This is a genomic window from Shewanella sp. N2AIL (assembly GCF_022690845.1).
Classification (GTDB): Bacteria; Pseudomonadota; Gammaproteobacteria; order Enterobacterales; family Shewanellaceae; genus Shewanella; species Shewanella baltica.
Map to the genome: position 1 here is coordinate 1 of NZ_JALBYT010000147.1, position 219 is coordinate 219.

The window sequence follows — 219 nt, forward strand, 5'->3', positions numbered from 1 at the left end:
TTAAGGTGCCGCTGTCAGTCAGAACTGGATCGGTGGCATCTTCAGTGACCGCGCCGACATCGTCGCCAGCAATCACAGGCACATCGTTGGTACCGGTAATGGTGATGGTGACCGTGTGCTCAGTGCCATCGTCACTCAAGACCACAAAGGTTTCGACCTTGGTTTCGCCTTCAGCCAGATATTGCACGTCGGCGTTATCGACGTTGTAAGTCCAGTTGC

The 219-nt window shown here is 54.3% G+C and carries 1 protein-coding gene; it reads right to left on the minus strand.

What is annotated here, in order from left to right; translation table 11 throughout:
- The coding region (locus tag MO387_RS21110; RefSeq protein ID WP_242326532.1) for a VCBS domain-containing protein at window positions 1-219 on the minus strand (219 nt) is incomplete at both ends.